Raw genomic sequence first — 19896 nt, forward strand, 5'->3', positions numbered from 1 at the left:
GGTACGCGGTGCCCGGCTGCGACCGGGCGACGGGGCTCACCGGGGCGCTACGGCGTCGTGGCGCAGACCGCTGGACAGGTCGCCACCGGTGGCGTGCCGGGAGCGGCCCAGCCACAACCGCACCGAACCGTCCGACCAGCGGGCGAGCTGCCAGCGGCGGAGCACCCGCAGGCCGGCGCGGCCGATCTCCTCCTCCGGGATGGCGAGTTCCACCGGGCCGGCTCCGTCCGGGGCGGGGCGCCAGTCGAGCACCCGGCTGTGGCCGATCGCCGGCACCGGTGGCCCGTGCTCGGGGACGAGCTGGATCGGCACCCGGCGCAGCCGTACCCGGGTCGGATCGCCGTCCGGGGCGGTGGGTACGAGCGGCACCCAGTTCTCCGGCACCGTGCTGGCCAGCGTGTACGCCAGTTCCGGCACGCCCGGCCCCTCGGCCGCCGGACGGGGCGGTACGGCCGCGCGGCCGACCTGCGTGCTCCGGTCGATCGGCCGGCCGGTGGCGCCGGTGACCGTGGACTCGATCGCCCAGACCAGGTTGGCCATCTCGTCCCGGCCGAACCGGACCTCCTCCACCGGGTCGGAGTCGATGGTCGTCGGCGCGGTCGGCGGCAGCACGAGCAGTTCGGAGGGTTCGCCCGCGACCGGGTTCCAGGGCCGGAACAGCGCCCAGCCCTTGGCGTCCGGTGCGGGCGGGACCAGGGTCCGGACGCCGAACGTGTCGGTGACGATCAGCGACCGGATCCGGGTCGCCGAGCCGACCGGCAGCTCCAGCGGGACCACGAAGTGGTCGTTGGCGTAGACCAGTCCGAACTCAAGGAGGAACATCCGGGCCAGGTCGGCGGCGCCCGCACCGACCTGGGCCAGGTTGATCCGGGAGTCCTCCAGTTCCCAGAACCGGGTCGACGGCATGCCCGCGTAGCCGACCGGCATCGGCAGGGTGACCCGGACCAGGTCCGGCCGGTCCGGCGGCGGGGGCGTCTGGAGGGTCTCGTCGGGCCGGTGGTCGAAGTGGTACCAGTCGAGCCGATCGCCGTCGTACTCCCCGGCGGTCAGCACCACCTCCCCGTCCGGGCCGGCGGCGCCGATCGCGAACTCGTACTCCAGCCGTTCCCGCTGCCAGGCGGTCTCCTCGCCCGGCGCCATGGTGACCAGCGGGTAGAAGTCGGCCGGCGGCCAGGGCGGGGTCGCCGGCCGTGGGTCGACCCCGGGCGAGATCACCGCCGGCAGTTGCAGCAGGTAGCCGTCGGCCGGACCGGCCGGCCGCTCGGGCACCCCGAGCCAGCGCAACCAACCGGTGACCGCGCTCAGCACGGCCGCGTCGAGGGCGGGCGGCACCGGCACGTCCTGGGTGAACGTCCCGTCCGCGATCGCCCGGAGGAGCCGGTCGCCGTGCGGCACCCGGCCGGCGACCAGCCGCAGGAAGCCGGCGGTCTCCTGGTCGAGCCGCGACGGCGCGTCGGCGGGCACGGCCGGGACGGGATAGTGGGCGGCCACCACCGGACCGAGCGTCCCGGCCCCGGCCCCGGCCAGCATGCGGAGGAACTGCTGTCCGGTCTCGACGGAGAATCGCAGGTCGTCGGCGGTGTGGACGGACTCCCGCTCGACGTACGCCTCCAACGGGACGTCGGTCGGCAGCGGGACGACACCGCCCGAGCGCCCGCCGGGGCGGTACCGGGTGAACGGGGTCACCCGGGCCTGCACGCGGGCGGCGATCGGCGAACCGGCGTCCTCGCCGAGGAACTCGCCGAGCTGCCACTGCCGGGCCAGCAGCCACAGCGGGTCCGCGGTCCGCGCCTGGAGCGCGGGGCTCAGGTCGGCGCGGCGGGTCCGTGGCTCCAGCCGGGTCCAGGTGGTCACCGACGGCTGCGGCTGTGCCACGTCCGCCACGGTGGACACCGGTACGTCGTCCGGCGGCGCGGTCCGGAGGGCGGCGGGGTACGTCATCTCTTCTCCTCGTCGCTGGCCGCCCCGGCCCGGGGCAGCGCGTCCGGGGTGAGGTCGGTGGTGGTGCCCGGCTGGGTGACGTTGGTCGGCAGGTAGTACGCCGGCAGGAACTGCCCGCCGGCGCCGAGCGAGTCGACGTCGGTGACCCGGGCGATCGCCAGGTCGAGTGCCTCTTCGAGGGTCTGGACCAGTGCCGACGGTTGCCAGCTGGCGGCGCCGTCCGTACTGACCCCGAGCAGCACCGCCTGCGGCGCGGCGGCGGCCGGGGCGTCGTACTCGAACGTGAGGCCGGTCTGGGTGGTGACGGCCGGCACCGTCTCGGTCCACTCGTCGACCAGGAGGCCGTGCACCGGCTGGTGCGGGTCGAGGTCGCCGAGGGTCACCAGCACCAGCGACGTCGGGCGTACGTCGGGTCGGGGTGCCGACTCGCCGACCCACTCGTCACCGGGCCGGTACGGCAGCTGCGCGACCCGTACCCGCGCGGGTACGCGTACCGCGCCGCCGGCGTCGAGCACCTCGGCGAACGTCAGCACCTCCTGCAACCGCCCGACCGCCGGGCGGACCCGCCCGTAGCGGGTGAGCCACCGTCGTACCGGGTGCGGCGTACCGCCCTGGAGGTCGTCGCTGGCGGCGAGCGCGCCGGCGAGGACGGCCGGCTCCGGTGCCCGGCTGCGGGAGAGCACCGGTGCGTCCGCGCCGAGCAGCGCCCGGATCCGGGCGATCTGGAGGTCCCGCCGGTCGGCCGGGGGCGCGGTCGGGTCGTCGCAGTCGGTCTCCGGCACGCAGCCGCAGGCACCGGGCGGGCAGGGCGTACGACCCCAGGCCTCGGCCACCACCGCGCAGTGTTTGGCGATCCGGCGGGTCAGCTCGTTTCCGGCGTACCGGACCGCCTCGGTGAGCATCGTCGCCGTCTCCGGTCCCGGCGGTGGGAGTACGACCCCGACGACGCCGAAACCAGCCGCGGTACGGAGCAGCCGACGCGACTCCGCGTCGTCCGGGTCACTCACCGTAACGGCGTTCGGGCCGTTCTCCGCGACGGCGTTCGGGCCGTCATCGATCGTGGGTACCGGCTGGTCGAGGGCGCGCAGGGCCGAGGCGGTGGTCCGGGCGAGTTGCCACAGTTCGTCGGCCTCGTTGCGGGTGTGGTCGTCCACCTGCGGCGGCGCGTCGGGGTCCAGCCCGAGGTCGGCGGCGAGCAGTTGCCGTCCCCGGCCGAACAGGTCGCGCAGGGCCGCGACGGCGGTGAGGAAGTCGGCCAGGCTCACCGACTCCCCCGGTGAGCCGGAGACCGGCGCGTAGTTCAGTTCCAGCCGCCACTGCCGGGTCACCTGGGGCGGGGCGAATCCGGTCCAGGCGACGAGTTCGATCCGCCGGTCCAGGTCGGTGTCGGCCGGGGTGCCCGGATGCGGCGGGGCGGCGACGTGGTCCACCGCCGCCATGCCCAGGTGGTCCAGGGTCGCCGCGACGTACGGGGTGCGCGTCGTGCCGTCCGGCGCGTGCCAGCGCATCCGCCAGTACACCCGTGGGGCCGGCGGCAGCAGCGCGGCGATCAGCGCGTCGACCGCCCGACCGACGATCCGGGGCGCCTCGGTACGGGCCGCCGGCCAGTCGGTGCGTACCGCGCCGAACCGGTCGTCGAGGTTGAACAGCAGGGCGACCCGGTGCGTCACCGACACCCCGCTGCTCGGCGTACGGCTGAAGTGCAGTTCCGGCGCGGACCCGGCGGCTCCGGCGGCGGCGTCCAGTGCGGCGGCGGCCCGGTTCAGGTCGCCGGCGGCGAGCTGGTGCACCCCCTCGGCGAGCAGTGCGTCGCCGACCGCGTCGATGTCGTCGGCGATTCCGGCCAACAGTTCGCCCAGGGCGACCCGGACGGGGCCGGGCAGGAGGTCCAGCTCGGTGTCGAGGGCACCGGACCGGTGCAGCCGGTGCAGTTCGAGCCCGTCGGTCACGGCGGTCGACTCGATCGCGAAGTTGATCTCCGCTGGCCCGTCCGGCACCGGATCGACCCGGTGCGCCCGGACCGGCGCCAGCCGCCGGAACAGCGGCAGGTACTGGTCGAGCGGCCCCCGGGGGTGGTCATGCAGGCCGCGTTCGAAGCGGTAGCCGAGCAACGCGCCCATCGGCTGGCCGTCACGCAGACCGTCGAGCAGCCGCTCGGCGGTGCGGACCCGCCGGGAGGAGAGGTCCACCGCCACCGGGTTGTCGTCCCCGCCCCCGTGGGAGCGCCAGGCGCTGCGCAGCACGGCCGCGCTCACCGCCTGCTGCTGGGACGGCGCGTGCACGTGCCCGGCCCCGTCGGGGGCGGCCACCAGCTTCGCCGGGGCGTCGGTCGCCGGCACGTGCGCCGGCCGGTCGACCAGCACCGGCGGCGGCGCCGGCACCAGGTCGGTGACCCAGCCGTACGCCCCGACGTGCAGCCCGGCCGGCAGTTCGGCGGGACGGGTGGCGGTCAGCCGCTCCAGCCGTACGGTGGCGAGCGAGGTGATCCAGGCGTCGAGCCGGTGCGCCGCCAGCCCGAGCGTGCCGGCGACGTACCGTTCCAGGTCGGCCGGGTCGAGCGGCGCCGAGGTCGGCGGCGGGACCAGCGCGTCGGCCAGCGCGGTCAGCGTCGACCGGAGCCCGCGCAGCCCGGCGGTGACCTCCCGGTGCCGGTCGTCCCCGGGCGCGGCCCCGGCGAGGTAGTCACCCACGTCGAGCCCGCTGCCGGGGACCGGGACGGCCAGCCGGCGGGCGGTGGTGGCGGTCAGTTCGCGGGCCCGGACGTCGACCAGCTCCGGCTCGGGCAGCTCGGCGGCGGCCGGCAACCCGGCCAGCGCGGCGAGCCGGTCGGCCGCCGCCGAGTGCTCGGCGAGCAGGGCGACGCGCAGCAGCCGGTAGAACAGCGGCACCGGGAGGTCCGGCGCGGGGCTCGGCGGAATCCGGTCGCCGCGCAGCGGCATGGCGGCGAGCGCGACGAGGTAGTCCCGCACCGCGATCGGATCCACCGTCCCGGCCCCGTCGGACGCGGACGAGCCGAGCGGCGGGGTGCCGAGCGGCGGCGTGCCCAGCAGCGGGGTGCCGAGCGCGAAGGCGTCCTTGGCGAAGACGGCGAGCGAGAGCCGGGGATCGGTCTCGCCGGCCAGCCCGAGGGCGGCCAGCAGGGCCCGCGCCGGCTCCACCACCTGCTCCTGCCAGGACGCGTCCAGGTTGAGCCGACAGAACCGCCACAGCCAGCTCACGTACTCGTTGCCGAGCACGCTGCGGGCCCGTACCTCCGCGATCCGGGCGTCGGTGGCCAGGATCTCCAGCATCGTCCGCTCCGGGTCGTCAAGTCCTGGACGGATCCGGGGGGCGGGTTCGGCGAGCCAGACCCGGCGCCACAGGTTCTCCAGCGCGGTGACCGCCCGCCGCTGCGCGGGGCCGGTCTCCCGCCAGCCGTGCAGCGCGGCGACCGGCAGCAACCCGTACGGCTGCGACCCGATCCGCAGCGTCGGCAGCGGCCCCTCCGGGTGTACGTGGGCGACGAAGTGCTCGCGGATCCGCTCCTGCTCGGCCGGGGTGGCGACCGGCAGCAGGTGCCGCAGGGTGTTGCCGAGGCCGGGGTGCCACAGCGCGTGCCGGACCAGCCGCTCCATCGCTCGCTCGTCGAGGTCGGCGCCGGCGGCCCGGGCCAACGCGGTCGGGGCGCCGGGCCGGGCCGCCCGGCGGCGTGCGGCGACCAGGTCGTCGACGAGGCCGTCCGCCGCCAGTGGCAGCGCCAGCGCCCGGCTGGCCAGGGCCGCGGCGTTCTCGTTCGCCGGACCGGTGCCGCCGGGCACCGCGTCGGCGGCGGTGACCCGGGCGACCGGGGCCCGGACGGGCACGCTCACCGTCTCGGTGTTGTTGGTAGGGGTGCCGGGACGCAGGAAGGCCAGCCCGTCGGTGGCGGCGTGTGCCTCCAGCAGGCGGTGCAGGGACCGGGCGGAGACGTCCGGCGGGGCCTGCGTGTCCACTCCGAACACCAGCAGCCGCTCCACCGGCCGGGGTCGCCCGCCGGCGTCGGTGGGCACCCCGATCGGGAAGGCCATCCCGGCGGCGACCGCCGCCGCGTAGTCGACCATCCAGCGCATCCCGTCGTCGACCGGCGGCAACCCCGGCACCGGGTCGGCGGGGGCGGGGGCCGGCGGCTGTCCGGGGAGCACCGGGGTCAGGCCGACCGCCGGGTCCCGGGTGACCGGCTGCGAGGTGCCGGTGAAGAGGACCCCGTCGGCGGTCCGGCCGACCGCGTACCACCGGGTCGGCAGCAACCGGGCCCGAGCCGGCTCGGTCCAGGACGCGGCGCGGGACAGCGGGTCGGGCAGGGCGCCACCGGCGTCCGGCTCCAGCACCCGGGCGATCCAGCCGGCCCGCGCCGCGCCGAACCGGCGGACCAGGTCGGTCCAGGCGATCTCGGCCGCGGTCGGACCGCCGGCGGCCACCTCCATCCAGTACGTCCGCCCGGCCGCCTCCTCCGCCTCCGTCAGCCCCGGCTCGTGGCTGTCCACGTGGATCTGGTCGGGAAAGACCCGTACTCGCAGCGTCGCGCCGTCGAAGCGGGTCTCCAACCGGACCGGCAGCAGCGCCACCGGATACCAGGTGGAGAGTTGCCACGGGGTTTCGGTGAACGCGCCGGAGAGCCGTGGCGGTTGCGCCGCCCGCTCCCGGGCCACGCTTCGGCGCCGGGCGCGTGTGCTGGTCATGACGGGTCCTCCGGGGTGAGTAGCAGGTCGCTGGCGTGACGGGCGAGCAGGACGGGGCGCTGGAGCACCACCCGAGCCATGTCGGCGGCGGTACGGCCGAAGACCGCGCCCTGCACCGGCCCGGTGGGCAGGCCGGGCGCGACCACCGGGAGGAACCGCGCGTCGTTCGGCAGGTGCCCCCAGTGCAGGTCGTCCCAGCGCTCGACCGGCTCCGGCGGCTCCGACGGTGGCCACTGCCTCGGTTCCAGGTCCAGGCCGAACCGGGCCGCGGTCGGCTGCTCCCGGAGCAGGAAGAAGTAGCCCGGATCGCCGCCGGGTCCGGGGTCGCCCCGCGCCTCGTCGGCGGTGAACGGGAAGCCGAAGAGCAGCAGGTCCGGGGAGAGCCAGGCGTTGAAGATCGGCGGCAGGTCGTCGCCGACCGGCTCCCGCCGGTCGCCGGCCCAGGCGGCGCGACGCATGGTGACCACCGTCGACGGGAAGCGGCGCAGCACCTCACCACGGATGACCAGCACCAGCGACTGTTCACCGGGCGCACCGACCGCGGTCAGGTGGGTGCCGAGCGGGCCGTGGCGCCAGGCGTCGTCGGTCAGCGGCGGGATGTCGGTCAGCGGTTGACCGGCCGACATCGCGCCCCGGACGTCCCAGAACTGGCGGAACCAGGTCTGCCTCGGGTCCGCCGGGAAGCCGCGCCAGAGCAGTTCCCGGCTCATCTCGTGGTTCAGCCCGACCAGGAACGCCTCGATGAACCGGGGGTTCGCGGCGAGCGCGGTCATCGTCTCCGGTGCCACCGCCGGTAGGTTCGGCGCGATGTGCTCCTGCGACAGTCCGCGCAGCAACTCGTACGCGGGCACGTCGAAGGTGACCCCGGCGAGCAGCCGGCGCAGCGGGTCGCCGCTGTCCGGAAGCGCATGCTCCAGGGACCTCCCGTCGATGCTCAACCCGGCCAGCACCTCGCCGGGAACCGCCGTCTCCGGACGTACGGCGGCCCGAACGGCGTACGCGGCCGGGGTCAGCGCAACCCGCTCCGGTCGCGGGTCGTGGGCGAGCGCCTGCACCGGTCCCAGCCAACCCTGGTGCGCCGCGGCGGCGACGATGAACCGGTCGCCCATGACGGCCCGGTCGGCGACCAGGTCGGGGCGGAGATCGCCGAGGAAGAGGGCGCAGCCACGCCCGGTGACCGGCTCGACCAGCCCGGGGGTGAGCTGCGGGCGGCTCCACCGCACCGGCACGCCGCCCGCGTCGAGGTCGAAGCCGACCTGGGTGGTCAGCGTGCCGGTCCCGGAGCGGTACGACACCACGACGTCGGGCCGGCGGGTGCCGGTCAGGTCCGCCACGGCGGCCCCGGCGGCGACACCGGCCGCGACCGCCGCCTGGTTGTCGACCGGCCGGGGGCCGCTCCAGGCGTCGGCGGCGACCCGGCCACGGCGGTTGATGCCCCGGCCGGTGTAGTACCGGGCCATCGGTTGCCCGGCGCCGTCGCGTCCGGCGACGAAGACGAACAGGTCCGGGGTCAGGTCGTCGGTCATGTCCACCACCTGGATGCCGAGCGACCCGACCAGGTCGAAGGTGTCCGGGAGGGGCTGCGAGTCGCTCCAACCCCGGGTGACCCGGCCGGCCGGGTCGAGCCCCCAACCGACCCGGTAGTAGACCCGGCCGGTGCCGGCGGTCGGCTCGTTGACGGCGTACCCGACGACGAGCTCGGGAACGCCGTCGCCGTCCAGGTCGATGACGGTGGCGGCGACCGGGCCGGCGTACCGGCTGACCGGGTCGGGCAGCGGGTGGGGACCGGTCCAGGCGGTGGCCGCGCCGTCCGGGGTGAGTCCGGTACCGACCCAGTAGGCCAGGCGCCGGCTCGCGGTGGCCGGGTCGGCGAGCGCCGCCACCGCGAAGAGTCGCGCCGGGACGTCGGCGGTCGGCGCGGCGACCGTGACCGCGCCCCCGTACGCCGGCCCCCCGGTACCCGGCCCGGTCGCCGCCGGGGTGAGCAGGTTCTCCCGCAGCGTGCCGTGCTCGTCGAAGTGGTGCACCGCCTGGGTCCGGAACACGCTCTGCGTCCCGTCGTCCACCTGGTACGCCACCAGCAGCGACGCCAGCAGGCCGATCGGCGGCGGGTACGGGTTCTGGTCCGGGGGCGGGGCCGGGGCGGGGGCGTCGTCCCGGCCGGCGCCGCGCGGATCGGCGGGCAGCCCGTGATCCAGCCAGCCCTCTCCCCGCTGCCCCCACCGGTACGCCGCCATCCCGCCGGCCGCGGTGCGGACGAAGATCTCGCCGTCGCGCTCGTCGCCGAGCACCGGACCGGGCCGGTGCGCCGCGATGCCGCTGGCCGGGCGGTCGAACTGGTCGGTCCAGTACCAGATGGTGACCGTCGGTTTGCGGTCGTCGGGCATGCTGGACCGGCCGTACAGCCGCAGTTCCGACGGCACCCCGTCCGGGTGCGCCAGGACCAGCATCTCCGGCCGCTCGCTGAGCGAGCTCGTCGTCGTCTGCTGGGCCAGCGAGACGATCCGCAGGCTCCGGGGCGGCGGCCCGTTGAACTGCACCCGACCGTGGGCGCGGTGGTCGTCGCCGCTCATCGACGCGGTGACCAGCTCGCCGTTCGGGGTCAGGTAGGCGAGACGGTCCACGCCCTGGTGGTCCCGGTGCTCGCTCGCCGGCGAGCCCCAGACCGGCGGATTCGCCATGCACAGGCTCCAGGTCCCGGTGTACCGGAACAGCCGGCCGGCGGAGGTGGCCACGTAGACGCCTCCGGGTAGCGGGCGCGGGGAACCCCACAGCCGTTCCCCGTCCGACAGGGCCGGACGGCCCAGCGCACTCCAGGTCCAGGCGGCCGGGTCGAACCGGTGGAGTTGGCCGTCGGCGCCGAGCTGGTGGACCCGGCCACCGCCGGTGGTCGGCCGGCTGGCCGTACCGCCGGGCGGGCCACCGCAGTCGACCCAGATCCAGCGGTCGCCGTCCCAGCGGCGTTCGAAGAGCCGACCGCCGCTGGTCCCGACGTAGATCCGGTCCGGGGGCAGCGCGGCGCCCGAGGTGGTCACCGAGGTTCCCGGTGGCCGGCCGTGGTCCCGCCAGACCCAGCTTCCGCCGAGCCGGCGGTGCTCGAAGAGCCGACCGTCGCGTCCGGCGACGAAGTAGCGTTCGCCACCGGACGGGTCGCCGCCGAGTAGGTCACCGCCGTTGCTGGCGATGTCGGTGACCGGGTCGTCGGTCGCGGCGGCCCGGACGCCGGCCCGGGGGCGCGGCGCGATGGCCCGGACACCGGCCGGTGGGGTGGCGAACCGGGCGCCCGGCCGGGGCGGCAGCGCGCCGACCCGCCACCACGGATCCGCCGCCGCCTGCCGGATCAGCTCCGGGGTGATCGCGTCGACCCCGGCGCCGAGCAGGTCGTCGAGGACGGTGCCACCGATCGGCATCCGGGCCGGGGGCACCGCGGCCAGCCCGCCGGCCAACCGGGACAGGGCACTGGGCCCGGGGGCGGCGGCGAGCCCGGTCCGCTCGGCGTCGGGGCGTACCCGTCGGGCCAGCGGGCCCCGGGGCCGGGCCAGCCGGCGGAACGGGGCCCCGGTCGCCGCCCGCGCGCCCTCGTTGCCCGCCAGCAGGTCGGCCAGCGACTCGGCGTTGGCGGCGACCGGGCCGGCCGCCAGCGACGGCGGCGGCGCGGCGACGAGGTCGTGCACCGGCCGGGTCAGGGCCAGGACCTGGTCGTCACCGAGTACGCCCCCCGACGCCTCGGGGTCGACCCGCTTGCCGAACAGCGCGGTCGCGGTGTCCCGGGCGGCCTGCCCGCGCCGCAGTTGCTCGTTGACCTGCCGAAGCTGGGCCGCCCGCTCCCACGCGGCGGCGGCCAGTTCCTCCTGGTGCTTCTGCACCACCTGGGTGCCGAGCCCGGCCGCGGCCCGGTACCGGGGATCGAGGTTCAGCCCGGCCAACCAGACCGGCTCGGCCCCGGGTGGCGGCACCCGGCCCTCCGCAAGGTGGATCTGCCCGTAGAGCGGTGGGGTGAACCAGTCCTCGACGTGTTCGAGCAACTCGGCCATCCGGGCCTGCCAGGGCTGGGCGACCGCCGGCTGCCACACGTCCGGGGTCATCGAGGGCGAGGCGAGCGCACCCTCGAAGGCGAGCACCGACCGGCCCGACTCACCGGCCGGGGTGATCTCCGGCAGGCCGCCGCCGGCGGCGGAGACGTCCACCGGCCGCCGGCCGACGTCGGCCGGGAGCGCTCGGGCCCGCAGTCGCCGGGCCAGCGACTCGAAGTCGCCATCGGGCCCGGTGCGGAACGTCCAGTGGTGGTAGACCGGGAGCAGCACCGGGCTGTCCGGGTCGGTGTCCCCGCCGCCCCAGGCCGGTCCGACGTCGTCCGCCTCGACCGGCAGCCCCAGTCCGGCCCGGACCCCGGCGTCGAAGGCCGGTACGACCGCCGCCAGGTAGTCGGTGTCCGGCCCGAGCCGGCGCGGGCAGATCAGCCGGGACAGGTTCCGCTCCGGATACTTCGCGATCGTGACCGCCACGTCCTCGTCCGCCGAGGCGACCAGCACCTGGGCGTGCGCCCAGGCCCACGAGTCGGCCAGGTCGGGCAGTTCCCCGACGATGGTGGCGAGCCGGGGCAGCGCCGCACCGGGCGGTGTCTCCAGTCGACCCGTCGGCCCGATCGGAACGACGACCAGCACCAGCCACGGTTCGAGCCGGCCCAGCGGGTCGGGTCGGGCCGGGGTGTAGAGCCAGGGCAGGTCGGGGCGGTCGAACTCGATCGCCGCGAACGCGGTCACGTCGACGTTCTCCGCACCGGAGGCCGGGTAGCCGCGGATGATCTGCCGGGCGTCCAGCGCGATGACGTCGCCGGGGCCGTACAGGAAGGCGGGGGTGTCGCTGTCGACGGTGACCGGGTCGGCCGAGCCGTCCGAGTGCGCGGCCTCGACGCTGACCGTGAGGGTCACCTCGGCTCGGGCCGGAAGCCGGCCGGTGGGTAGAGCGGGATCGGAGATCAACCGGGTGACGCCGTCGCGCACCCAGGGGAGGAATCGGAGGCCACCCATGTCAGGACACCTTCCGGGGTGTGGTGAGGGCGATGGTCGGATACGGGACGGTGACGGTGCGCCGGCGGACCAGCCGGGCCCGGTCGCCGCCGGGGGCGAGCGCGGCGGCCTGCGTCGCGCTGGGCAGTGCCTCGGCCGTCGTCCGGGCGGCCGTCCGGGCGGCCGTCCGGTCGCGGCGGCCCGATCGCGGCCGCGGACCGGGCACCCAGGACGGACCGGCGTCGGCCACCCCGAGACCGAGACCGCCGAAGCGGGCGGTCCCGGTGGTCCGGGTACGGGCGTTCGCCGCCGGCCCGGTCGAGGCGAAGAGGGTGAGCAGCCGGTCCGGCTGCCGCGCGGCCAGGGCGGTCACCGGCCGGGCCGGCATCGGTCGACCGCCGTCACCGGGATCGTCGATGATCACCCGGTCCCATGCCTCGTCACCGGAGAGCCCGGCGAAGACCGTGCTCTGCGGGTCGGGCAGCGCGGTGCCCTTCGGTAGGGACACCGTCGCCCCGGCGGGCAGCCGCTCGAAGCCGGGGACGGTCAGCTGCTCCTCCGGGGTGAGGTCGCGGAACTGTCCGGGGGCGAAGTCGTCGGTGAGCGGATCGCCGAGTTCGCCGGTCACCCCGCCCTCGCCGCCGGCCCGGACCTCAACCAGGCGGAACCGGTTCGGCCCCTCGATCCGGGAGGTGCCGAACCGTTGCAGGTCGACGTCGAACGGGAGCACGTTCTGCCGTACGGCGAGGGTGGCGTCCGGGGCCAGCACCAGCACGTCCGGCGCGGCCCGGACCGGCTGCAACGTGACCGGTTCGCCGCCGACCCCGGTGTACCGGACCTGCCAGGTCCGCGGGTTCTTCAGTGTCCCGGCGAGCAGGCCGGTGACGTTGAAGGAGACCGGTTCGCGGTCGGCCGTCTCCTCCCCGCCGCTCAGGTCCCACCGCGTCGACACGTCGATGAAGAGGAGCTTGAACCGCAGTTCACCCCAGAACCGCCACAGGGCGGGTCCGCTGACCCCGAGTATCGCGGTGACCGCGAGTAGTTCGGTGCCACGGAACTTGACCGACAGTACGGCGCCGACCTCCAGGTTGAACCAGAACGGGTCAAACTGGACCAGGGCGTCGAGCCAGGCCCGGCCCTCGACGAGGAACCCGGCCGCCTCGAAGCGCGCGAACGCCTCGCCGCCGAACTGGAGGCTGTTGCCGGTCAGCGCCAGGTATCCGGAGATCGTGACGCCGTTGCCGCTCTTGCCGTCGATGCTCTTGCCGTCGCCCACGACCACGACCGTGAGCCGTTTGAGCCTCGGGAACCGCGCCGGGTACGGCATCCGGGGATGGAACCCGCCGATCGCGAGCGTGAAGTGGTCCCGCTCGCCCCAGCCGGCGCGCAGGGCCATCTCGCCGCTGACCGGCCGCCCGAACAGTTTCGAGTCGGCCAGTCCGGCGTCGAGGCTGACCTCCTTGCGGTCGATGTCGTACACGCCGGCGATGTGCAGTTGGAGTTTGCCGAGCTTCCCGAGGTCGATCACGAGCTTGCCGAGCAGCAGGATGCGCACCGGCGCGGGGAACTCGACCAGTACGGCCAGGTCCACCGTGACCTTGCCGCTCAGGAAGTCGAGCCGGGCCATGGCGCCGATGACCGTGCCGCTCGGGTCGACCGGGAAGAGCCGACTCAGCGTGGCGACGATCTCCGGGGCCCGGCCGACCGGGTCCTCCGGGAAGAGCAGGTGGTCGAGGGTGCCGGCGCGGGCCGCCTTGCCGATCTCCTCCGGGTTGCTGCGCCGGTTGTGCCCGAACACCACGCCGAGGCCGGTGAGCGAGATTCCCCAGAAGAGCATCAGCCCCGGGGACCATTGGACGCTGCCGACGGCGAGCAGCGAGAACGTCTCGTCGCCGTCGGCCTCGATGATCCGGCTGCCATCGGTGTTGCGGGTGTTCAGCACCGCGATGAGCTGCACCTGGAAGCCGCCGGTGGTGGAGCCGTTCTCGTTGAAGTCGATGGCGAGCTGCAACGCGCCGGCGTACATGCCCCGGGGCTGGTCGCGGAAGAGGTAGCCGCCGCCGCGCAGGAAGCCCTGGTCGAAGTGGAGGCTCATGCCGTTCGGCGGCTCGAACCGGGGCGCCAGGTCGGCCGCGCCGAGGTTCCCGACCGGGGCACCGTCGTCCGTGCCGGGCGGCAGCGCGGACGGGAAGGTCAGGTCGGCGCGGATGCCGATGTTCGATATGTTCGCGCTGAACGGGCCGATCTCGGCCTCTACGTGAGTGGTGAGTATCAGGCTGACCCGGCCGGCCGCGCTGTCGCCGACGAGAGCGATCCGCAGCCCCTTCAGGTGCACGCCCCACCGGCTCAGGTGCATCGGGTACTCGGCGGTCAGGGCGGCGGCACCGGCCAGGTGCAGTCCGGTCCGCAGCGACCAGCCGAGGCCGAGGTCGAAGGCGATCCGCAGCCCGTCCGCGGGCAGCAGCTTGCGGAGCAGCCCGTCCCCGTCGCCGGGCTGCACCACGAGTTCGGCCCGTCCGGCGCGGAGCAGCAGCGCGATGTCGTCCCGTCCGGTGCCGAGTGTCGCGCGGGCACCGAGCACGAGCTGTCCGATCGCCAGGTGACTGCCGTCCGGGGCGCCGAAGACCCAGCCCGCCTCGTCGGCGGCGGCGATCCGGGCGACCTCGGCGGCGAACCGCACCTCGGACTCCTCGCCCGCGACGGTCACCCCGGCCGAGTTGATCGCGATCAGCGGGCCGGACCCGCTCAACTCGGTGGCGACGTTCCACGACCCGATCGCGCCGGTCACGTTCACCTCGCCGGCCGGCGCCAGGATCACCGTGAGCAGGCTGTCCCACGAGGCCAGCCCGAGGTTGAACCCGCCGCTGATCCTGGGCGTCCAACCGGCGTCCAATGCCGTCGACGGCGGTTCACCGGTGGCCGTACGCGGGCCGGAGAAGCGGACCCGGAGCAGGGCGTCGGCGAGCCGTCGACCCGCCTCGCCCTGGTCCGGACCGACGTTGGGAACCACGCCGTACGACGCCTGCACGCCGAGCGCGCCGAGCAGGCTCGCGAGCCGGGGCAGGATCCGCCCAGCCATCTTCTCGACCTTGGTCTGGGTGTCCCAGCCCTCCTTCGCGTACAGGTCGACGAAGTACGCCTCCGGGTCCCCGATCACGTCCGCGATCCGGTCCAACCGCAGCTCGTCGCGGCGGCGGGGCAGCCGGATCGGATTCTCGCCGGCCGGCAGGGCCGGGCTGGGATCGTGCTCGGCGGCGGGGACGAGCAGGCCGAGCAGGGTCAGTAGCGGCAGCGTCCACGGCACCCGGTCCCGCAGGTAGACCAGGATCAGGTGGTCGACCAGGTCGTCGGCGAGTTCCTCGGCCAGGCCGTCGAACTCCGGCAGCTTGCCCTGGAGTGCGGGCGGCAGCGCGCCGAGTTTCCCGAACGCCTCAGCGGCGGCGCCACCCGCCCCGATCAGGCCGCTGAGCGAGTCGGCGTCGGCCAGCGCCTCGCTCAGCGCGTCCAGCGTCGGTTCGATCGTCGCCACCCAGTCCTGCACCGCGGCCGCGTCGTCGCCGGTGACGGCCAACAGGTCCCAGCCGAGTGCCCGCATCAGCCGCACCCGCCGCCACGGGTCCACCGCGGCCAGCACCGGCGCGGCCACGGCCAGCAGCTCGCCCCAGAGCACGGCGAGCGCGTTCCGGCTCGCCCCGGTCTCCTCGTCGGTCATCCCGACCCCTCCTCTCCCGTCCACACCGCTCGGTCCTCGTCCGTCCCCGCCCGCCGGTCCTGCCTCAACCACACCGGCGCGATCCCGCCGCTCACGCGACGAACCGGGGCAGGCCGGTGGTGTCCAACCGCAGTGAGCCGCGCAGTGCCGACAGGCCCGGCTCGACCGGCTCGCCCGGCTCGGTGCCCAGTTCCTCGACCGGTAGCCGGTAGTCGAGGCCGTCCGGCCACTGCGGCCAGGACCGCACCCCGGTCAGCGCCGCCGCCACCTCGGCGTCGGCCCCGGCGACCTCGCCGAGCGCGGTGATCAGGGCCTGCTCGTGCGCGTCGGCCCAGCCGGTCGGCGGGCCGGAGAAGTCCGGGCCGAGGGCGCGCGCCCGAACGAGTACGGCCCGCAGCGCGCTGCCGGCACGCGGCACGATCCGCTGCGTGTTCGGCTCCCCGTCCTGCGGCGTACCGAGGGCCACGAGTTGGTCGGCGCGATACGCCTGCCAGCAGGCGAGCAGGGCGACCGCCCGTTCCGAGGTGAACAGGTCGCCGACGCGTACCCGCCGAGGCTTGTGATCCGCACCGGGTACGTCCGGCACGCTGCGCCGCGCCACGTCCGGCGGATCCCAGGCGGTGCCGAGCAGGTCGTGCAGACCCTGCCGGGCGAACTGCCAGATGGACCGGCGTACGCCGTCGTGGGTGCGCAGCGCCAGGGTGAACCGGTGCACCCAGTGCCAGCCCCGCAGCGGCAGCACGTCCGGCCAGCCCTCGATCACGACCGGGGTGCCCGCGTCCGGCCCGGTGAGCCCCATCCGGGCCCGCAGCACCCGCAGTTCGGGAAGGAGCAGCGCGGCGCCGTCCTTGCCGAATCCCGGGGTGCCGACCAACCCGGCCAGCCCACCCAGGGCGTCGTACGCGTCCCGATCGGTGGCGCGCAACGCGGCCAGCCAGGCCCAGAACTGGCCGGGTTCGGCGCGCAGGGTGAAGGGCGGCGGGTTCACCGGCGGTGCCGGGCGGGGCCCGTCGGCAGCCCAGCCGTACGGGCCGACCCGCAGCAGCGCCCGGTCGTCCCCGTCGACCACGTCGAAGTAGCCGCCGGTCGAGCCGGGCCGGGTGTTCTCGGCGACCGCGCGCAGCACCTTGAAGGTGGAGAGCTGGCGCCCGGCAGGCTCGGCGATCGCCGGATTGTTGCTCCCGGCGTTCGTGACGAGCACCCGCAGCGACGGTCCGGTCACCTGCCCGTCCGGGCGGGGCAGCAGGTGCTCCGGGAGCAGCTCGGAGACGGGTTCGACGACCGGTCCCGCCCATTCCGGCTGGTCGGGCCGGCTGTTGCGGACGCCCAGCGCAATCAGCTCGGGATGGTTGGTCGGGGCCGGCCCGGCGTCGGGCGGACGTCCGGTCACCACCCGCGCGTAGAGCCGCTGGTCGGCCGGCAGGTCGACGTCGGAGCGCCAGACGTTCGGCGCCGCCAGGCGCTGCGGGGTGCGGCCGGCGACCTGCCACGACTCCACCACGACCGGGGCACGCCAGCGCTTGTCCAGCCAGTGTTTGATGGCGACCTGGGTCGGCAGGTCGGCGAACCCGTGGATCGGCCCGAGGTAACGCTCGGCCTCGGGCACCTCGACCGGCTCCAGACGGTCGGAGTAGCGGGCGGCGGTGTCGCCGGGCCGCTCGTACGCGACCCGGTCCGCGCGGGCGTGGGTCTGGAACTCCCGCACCGCCCAGTACGTGTGCAGGTCGTACTCGCCGGGCTTCGGCTGGTGGTCGAAGCCGAGTTCGGCGAGTTCGGACTGCAACCGGTCGACCAACTTCTCGATGACCGGTTCGGCCGGCCGGTCGACCCCGCCGTAGCGCGCGGGCTTCGGTTTCGCCGGGTTCTCCGGGTCCGGGTCCTCCGCGTCGCGGTCGTCGGGGTGGAGGACGTAGCCGCCGTACGGGGCCGGGGTGAGCAGCGAGCAGCCGTAGCCGAGGTCGACGGTGTGGGTGGTCAGCGGCGCCGGGCGGCCGTCCGGGGCGTACCACCAGAGTCGCTGGGTGGCCGTCTTGCCCTGTCCGGTCGGCCAGGTGAAGCGCAGCTCGCCGAGATTGTTGTGCCCGACGATCTCCCGGCCGGTGCCCCAGCGGCCGAACCACTTCTCCAGGTTGCCGGCCGCGGCGGCGTACTGGTCCAGTTTCTGTCGGGGTGTGAGCCCGTCCGGATCCAGTACCGGTTGCGCCGGCTCGTCGCCCGGCGCCGCCGGGTCGCTCTCGTCGTGCCGGAGGAACTGGACCTGGACGCTCCACTCCGGCGGCTCGGAGAGCAGTTTGAGCCCGTCGAGGTCGCCGACGGCGGGGCGGCCGTAGGCCCACCAGCCGACCCCGACGCCGGCCCCGGCGTCGGCGGCCACCGCGACCTCGGTCCCGACGTGGCGCCGCTGCCCCTCCTTCCCCCTGTCCTCGTTGGCCCAGCCGACCAGGTCGAGTCGGCGCTGGACGTCGAGCACCGGGGCGTAGCCGGTCACGTGCAGCAGTCGGGTCATCGACGCCTCGTTGCGCAGCGCGCTGGAGACGAAGCCGGCCAACACCCCCTCGGTCCGGTTGATCCCCTCGAACGGCTTCGCCGGGTCCGGTCCGCAGGCGTAGGGCAGCGTCGCCGAGTACCGGATCCGCTCGGCGAACCCGAAGTGGATGTCGCCACCGAGCAGGACCACCCGACGCCGCCGGATCCCGTCCGGGCCGGGTGGCGCGGCGGAGAGCAGCCGGCCGAGGAACTTGTGCAGGGCGGCTTCGCTCTGCATCCAGGCGTCGTCCAGGTCGGCGCCGTACCGGCCGAGCGGGACCTGGGCCAGCGGTTGGATCACCCGCTCCAGCAGCGGCATGCCGAACAGCGCGATCGGCTGGGCGAGCACGGTGAGCGCCTCGTCGTCCAGCACCCCGCCGCCGGTGAGCATCTCGTTGAGCGGTTGGTCGGCCAGCAGCAGTCCGCCGGGCTTCGTACCGGTCGGGAACTCCCGCCAGGTCCGGGTGTCCAGGGCGATGAGCTGGTACTTCGGCCAGGTCACCGTGAAGTGGTAGACCAACGCTCCGGTCGGCCGGAGCATCCGCCCGTCCGCGTCGACCCCGGTCGGCAGCCCGAGCCGGGTGCAGAGCCGCAGGTCGTCGGTGGGGTTCGGCGCACCGAGCCACCCGCCGAGCGCGGCCAACATCTCCCGTCCGGGTTCGCCGGCCGGGCCGGACTCGGCGAACCGCGCCGGGTCGTTGCCCCAGGACTGGAACAACGCGTACGCGGCCAGCGCGTTGCGGACGATCCGGCGGCCCAGCGGCGCCTCGACGACCGCGTTGGTGACCCAGGCTCGGGTCATGTTCCAGTCGTCGCTGACCTCGTGGTCGTCGGCGACCATGTAGGTCGGCACGTTGGCGAGTTGCCGACGGACCGCAGGCAGGCCCTGCTGGAAGATCCTGAGCTGCAATGCCTGCTCGTGCCAGCGCCGGAAGCGTTCCACGATCGGCCGCTGCGCCGCCGTGAGCGTGTACGGCCGCCCACCGATCAGCTGGTCGTAGAGGGTATCCCCGGCCGCGCGCCCCTGCGGGTCCTGGAGGATGCGGGTTTCCACCGGGAAGACGTCCTCGAATCTCGGGTACGTCGCGGGCCAGGGCTGGTCGGACCAGACCAGCAGGTACATGCAGACGTACTCGCGCAGCGACATCAGGTGGCTGTCGGCCTGGTGCGTGGTGAACCTGGCCGTCGCGGTGAGCGCGGGGGCGCGCAGGCCCGGCGGGAACGTCCGGTCGGTCGGCTGGTTGGTGGTGCTGACCGGGAGCGCCTCCGGGCCCATGCCGAGGCTGTCGGCGATCCCGGGCCGGGCGGGCACGGCCGGCTCCCCGGGCCGGGCCGGCACCGCGCTGTGCCCCTGGATCATCGCCAGCAGCACGTCGGCGACGTTGTCGGCGTAGATCTGGTCGCCGGTGAGGACGAGCTGGTGCGGGCGTTGGTCCGGGTCGCCGACCGCCTCGGCGATGATCGGGTCCAGCGCCGGGAAGGCGTCCATGCCCTCGCCGAGCGGGTTCCGGCACGAGCCGTGGAAGATCCGGAGTCGACCGGGTTCGGCCGGCGGGGTGGCGAAGCTCGGATACCTCGGTACGGAGGCGCCGGCTCCCGGCTGCGCCGCGTAGGTCAGCACCCCCAGGGCCTGGTCCGGGGTGGCGGCCACCACGGTCGGGTCCAGCAACGAACCCCAGGTGCCGGCGGAGCCGGAGAAGGCGAGGTCGTAGCCGTACAGCTGGCCGGGGCGCAGCGTTCCGGTGGCCTGGACCGCGACCACGTACAGTCCGTCGCCGAGCCGCCGCGCGGCCCGGCTTCCGCTGGCCACCACCGGCCCACGAGCCGATCCGGCAGCCTCGAAGATCGTCAGCGTCACGATGCAGGCGGCGCGGACGGCGACGAAGACGGTCACCCCGACCGGGTCGACCCGGCGCAGCATCGGTCCACAGACGACAAACGGTGGCGGGCCGGCGGCGGCGTCCAGGGTGGACGTCTCGGCGGCGGGGACCTCGCTCAACACGGTTCCCCG

Annotated in this window: 5 protein-coding genes; all 5 read right to left on the minus strand. The window is 75.1% G+C overall.

The features are described 5' to 3' along the window. Positions 1–36: 36 nt before the first annotated feature. Positions 37–1941: a hypothetical protein gene (locus tag OG792_RS19875; RefSeq protein WP_329101009.1), complete on the minus strand. Its 1905-nt coding sequence runs from the start codon at positions 1939–1941 to the stop codon at positions 37–39. Further along, the gene (locus OG792_RS19880; protein WP_329101011.1) at positions 1938–6638 is read right to left on the minus strand and encodes a hypothetical protein; all 4701 of its coding nucleotides are present in this window, start codon (positions 6636–6638) and stop codon (positions 1938–1940) included. The genes OG792_RS19875 and OG792_RS19880 overlap by 4 nt, the downstream gene beginning before the upstream one ends. Beyond that, positions 6635–11668: a hypothetical protein gene (locus tag OG792_RS19885; RefSeq protein ID WP_329101013.1), complete on the minus strand. Its 5034-nt coding sequence runs from the start codon at positions 11666–11668 to the stop codon at positions 6635–6637. The genes OG792_RS19880 and OG792_RS19885 overlap by 4 nt, the downstream gene beginning before the upstream one ends. Position 11669: 1 nt before the next feature. Next, entirely contained in the window at positions 11670–15359 is a 3690-nt protein-coding gene (locus tag OG792_RS19890; RefSeq protein ID WP_329101015.1) for a DUF6603 domain-containing protein, read from the minus strand. Between the two features lie 91 nt (positions 15360–15450). Continuing rightward, positions 15451–19884 carry a peptidoglycan-binding protein gene (locus OG792_RS19895; protein ID WP_329101017.1) on the minus strand — a complete coding sequence of 1478 codons (4434 nt, stop codon included), beginning with the start codon at positions 19882–19884 and terminating at the stop codon, positions 15451–15453. Between the last annotated feature and the right edge of the window lie 12 nt (positions 19885–19896).

Source organism: Micromonospora sp. NBC_01699, from assembly GCF_036250065.1.
In the GTDB taxonomy this organism is placed as follows: Bacteria; Actinomycetota; Actinomycetes; order Mycobacteriales; family Micromonosporaceae; genus Micromonospora_G.